At 69.4% G+C, this 966-nt stretch carries 2 protein-coding genes; both read left to right on the plus strand.

Annotated elements, in window-relative coordinates; translation table 11 throughout:
* The coding region (locus A9X05_RS11775; RefSeq protein WP_067781535.1) for a NifU family protein at nucleotides 1–383 on the plus strand (383 nt) is incomplete at its 5' end.
* Between the two features lie 125 nt (nucleotides 384–508).
* The gene (locus A9X05_RS11780; protein WP_067748193.1) at nucleotides 509–922 is read left to right on the plus strand and encodes an OsmC family protein; all 414 of its coding nucleotides are present in this window, start codon (nucleotides 509–511) and stop codon (nucleotides 920–922) included.
* Nucleotides 923–966 lie beyond the last annotated feature (44 nt).

Below are 966 nucleotides of genomic sequence, written 5' to 3' on the forward strand. Positions count from 1 at the left end.
GCGCCGGCAGCAGCTGGCGTGAACTGGGAGACGACGTCCGCGAGGCGCTCGGCGAGGCGCTGCTGGACCCTCAGGGCTGGACGGTCGACGAGTCGTCCGGCCCCGATCTGGAATCCGTTGCCGCGGAACTGCTTGCCGGGCCCGTCGGCGCGCTTGCCGCCTCGCACGGCGGGTCGATCGAGCTGGTCTCGGTGGCCGGCCACACCGTCACGGTCCGGATGGTCGGCGCGTGTGACGGATGCCCGGCCGCGTCGTCTACGCTGCGGGACGTCTTCGAGCGCGAGCTGCGGGAGCGGGTCGGCCAGCAGGTGGTTGTCTCCTGCGAAAACAATTCGGCCGCAATATCATTCGGTAAGAAGCTGCTCTCGCTGATCGTCCGCTAGGGCTTGTCGATTCCAGTGTGCGCTCAGGGCTTTGAGTGTGCGACCCGGGCGGCGACACGCCGGTCGTGATCGCCCTGTACGCACACGCGACGCGGCCTCAGCGCACTGCCCGGTAGAAATGAGCCATGACCGAACTCTGGGTGGAGCGCACGGGATCGCGCCGTTACACCGGACACAGCTCGCGCGGTGCGCGGGTACTCGTCGGGTCCGAAGACGTCGACGGCGTGTTCACCCCCGGCGAGCTGCTGAAGATCGCGCTCGCCGCGTGCAGCGGGATGTCCAGCGACCAGCCGCTCGCCCGCCGGCTCGGCGATGACTACCACGCGGTGGTCAGGGTGTCCGGGGACGCCGACCGCGAACGCGAGGTGTATCCGCTCCTGGAAGAGACGCTCGAGCTGGACCTGTCCGGGCTGACGGCGGAGGAGAAGGAGCGGCTGCTGGCGGTGGTCGACCGGGCCATCGACCTGGTCTGCACCGTCGGGCGCACGCTCAAGGCCGGTACGCAGGTCAACTTCAAGGTCGCCGATGTCGGAACCTGACGTCCGGCTCACCGCCTGGGTGCACGGGAAGGTCCAGGGCGTCG

Source organism: Mycobacterium sp. E3298 (assembly GCF_001666895.1).
Classification (GTDB): Bacteria; Actinomycetota; Actinomycetes; order Mycobacteriales; family Mycobacteriaceae; genus Mycobacterium.

Coding starts and splice junctions, on each gene's coding strand:
- A9X05_RS11780 (WP_067748193.1), top strand. CDS start 509: ATGACCGAACTCTGGGTGGAGCGCACGGGATCGCGCCGTTACACCGGA.